3 protein-coding genes are annotated in these 2,702 nt (G+C 74.9%); 2 read left to right on the top strand and 1 reads right to left on the bottom strand.

Features of this window, described 5'->3' with window-relative positions; translation table 11 throughout:
- Positions 1-284 (top strand): response regulator transcription factor (locus FUT87_RS10115; RefSeq protein ID WP_147240936.1); only part of this gene is annotated, 284 nt, incomplete at its 5' end.
- 579 nt (positions 285-863) lie between these two features.
- Here the strand turns inward: FUT87_RS10115 and FUT87_RS10110 are convergent.
- Positions 864-1,616: a hypothetical protein gene (locus tag FUT87_RS10110; RefSeq protein WP_147240935.1), complete on the bottom strand. Its 753-nt coding sequence runs from the start codon at positions 1,614-1,616 to the stop codon at positions 864-866.
- A gap of 119 nt (positions 1,617-1,735) precedes the next feature.
- On the opposite strand from FUT87_RS10110, the gene FUT87_RS10105 reads away from it, so the two are divergent.
- Positions 1,736-2,702 (top strand): triple tyrosine motif-containing protein (locus FUT87_RS10105; RefSeq protein WP_310735165.1); only part of this gene is annotated, 967 nt, incomplete at its 3' end.

Below are 2,702 nucleotides of genomic sequence, written 5' to 3'. Positions count from 1 at the left end.
TCACGCCGCGCGAGCGCGACGTGCTGCGCATGCTCTGCCTGGGCCTGGACAACAAGTCGATCGGCCTGCGGCTGGGCGTCGCGGCGGGCACCGTCAAGACACATGTGAAGACGCTGCTGCAGAAGCTGGGCGCGCGCAGCCGCACCCAGGCCGCCACCGAGGCGCTGCGCCGCGGGCTGCTCGACGACGAGCCGGTGGCCGATGATCCGGTGCCGCTGCCGGCGCGTCCGTCGCGCGGCGCCGCGCAAGGGCTCTACCGGCTCCAGCCGCTGCCGGCCGCATGACCGGGACGACGCGCGCTTGACCGCCAGGGGCCCGGGTCGGCACAGTCGCCGGCCGGCATGGCGCCGGACAGAGGGAGGTCAAGTGGCGAGGTGGTGGATCGGATGGATGCTGGTGGTCGCGTTTGCGGCCGCGACCGCCCACCCTGCGGCGGGGGCCGCCGCCGAGGGCCTGCCCGATTTCTCCCACCGCTCCTGGAACGTCCGCGACGGCGCGCCGGCGGATGTCTGGACGCTGGGCGGCGGGCGCGAGGGCGTGCTGTGGCTGGGCACCGGCATGGGGCTGTACCGCTTCGACGGCCTGCGCTTCGAGCGTTACCGGCCCGGCGACCAGCCGCTGCCGGCGTTCAACATCAACGCCTTGCTGGTCGACGAGGACCGCACGCTGTGGATCGGCCTGTTCGAAGGCGGCGTGCTGCGCCTGCGCGACGACGGCGTGACCCGCTACGGCGCGGCGCAGGGGCTGCCCGGCGGCCGCGTGCTGCGCCTGGTGCGCGCCGGCGGGGCGCTCTGGGCCGCGGCGGGCAAGGGCCTGGCGCGTTTCGACGGGCAGCGCTGGCAGCGTGTGGGCGAGGCGCAGGGCTATCCCGCGGCCGGCGCCGAGTACCTGTTCCGCGACCGCCAGGGCACCCTGTGGGTCAGCTCCGGCGAGCGCCTGTACCGGCTGGCCGCCAATGCCGAGCGCTTCGAGGACACCGGCGTGCCGCTGGGCCGCAGCGCGGTGATGGCGCAGGACGGCCAGGACCGGCTCTGGATCGCCGACGGCCGCGGCGGCGTGCGGCCGCTGGGCGTGCCAGGATCCTGGCGCTCGTGGGCGCAGCTGCCGGACACCGCGCCGGCGCCCGCGCCCGTGCGGATGGATGACCTGGCCGCGGCGCCCTTCTCCCCCAGCGTGGTGTCCGAACGCGACGGCCGGCCGTCCACGCTGGTCAAGCAGATGCTGTTCGCCAGCGACGGCGGGCTGTGGGTGACCGTCAACGGCCGCGGCGTGTTCCGCACCGAGGCCGCGGACGCGCGCCTGATGGCGGGCGAGCAGCTGGACTGGTCGCGCGGGCAGTGGTTCACCGTCGCCGACGGCCTGGGCTCGTCCATCACCGTGCCGCTGGTGGAAAGCGACGACGGCGAGATCTGGGTCGGCACCAACGGCGGGCTGGACCGCTTCCGCGGCGCGGCGGTCGATCGCGTGGAGTTGCCCAACCGCGGCGCCAGCATCGCGATGGCGGTCGACGGGTCCGGCGGGCTGCTGGTCGCCGCCGGCGATTCGATCCAGCGCCTCGCGCCCGGCGAGACCACGCCCCGCGCCGTGCCCACCGACCCGGGCATGACCACCTTCACTTCGGTCTTCGTTGACAGCCGCCAGCGGCTCTGGGCCGGCGGTCGCACCGGCTTGTGGACGCAGGAGAACGGCCGTTTCGTGCCCGTCCCCACGCCCGACGCGAGCCCTGGCGGCCGCCGTGTTCGAGATCACCGAGGACGCCACCGGCGCGCTGTGGTTCAACGGTCACCGCTACGGGCTGATGCGTTACGCCGACGGCAAGACCACGCGCCTGTCGGGCTCGGGCGTCTTCCCGCGCAAGGGCCCCGACGCGATTGCCAGCGACGCCCAGGGCCGGGTCTGGATCGGCTACTCCGACGGCACGCTGCTGCGTCACGAGGCCGGCCAGACCACCCGCCTCACCCCCGCCGACGGCCTGGCGATCGGCGCGATCAAGGTCATCGCGCGTCAGGGCGCGCACCTGTGGGTCGGCGGCGAGCGCGGCGTTCAGCTGCTGTCCGAGCCCGGTTTCCCTCGGCTGCGGCTGGCCGACGCGGATGCGCTCGAGGGCGTGTCGGGCCTCGTCGAGACGCCGGAGGGCGAGCTCTGGATCAACGGCGCGAACGGCATCACGCGACTGCGCGCCGACGAGGTCCGCCGCGCGCTCGCCAGCGCCACCGAGGCGGAGCAGCGCCCGGCGGGCCGCCGCTTCGACCTGCTCGACGGCCTGACCGGTCGCGCCGAACAGTCCTGGCCGCTGCGCACCGCGGCCCGCACGCCGGACGGGCTGCTGTGGTTCTCGCTGAGCAACGGCGTCGTGCGCGTCGATCCGCGGCGACTGCCCGAGGGCGAGTCCAAGCCCCCGGCGGTGGACATCCACCAGCTGTCCGTGCATGGCGAGCCCGTCGCGGCTGGCCTGGATGGCGCAGATCGCGTTTTGCGCCTGGCCCCCGGCACCCGCGATCTGGAGATCGCCTACACCGCGATCAGCCTCGCCCAGCCCGAGCGCACCCGCTTCCGCTACCGGCTGGTCGGCCAGGACCGCGACTGGCAGGACGCGGGCGCGCGACGCCGCGCCTTCTATACCAACCTCGGCCCGGGCACCTACGAGTTCCGCGTCGAGGCGTCCCAGGACCGTGGTCCCTGGAGCGCCACGCCGGCCGCGC

Source organism: Mitsuaria sp. TWR114 (assembly GCF_007997345.1).
The sequence above is the reverse complement of the archived record's forward strand: the minus strand, read 5'-3'. Positions and strand labels throughout refer to the sequence as shown.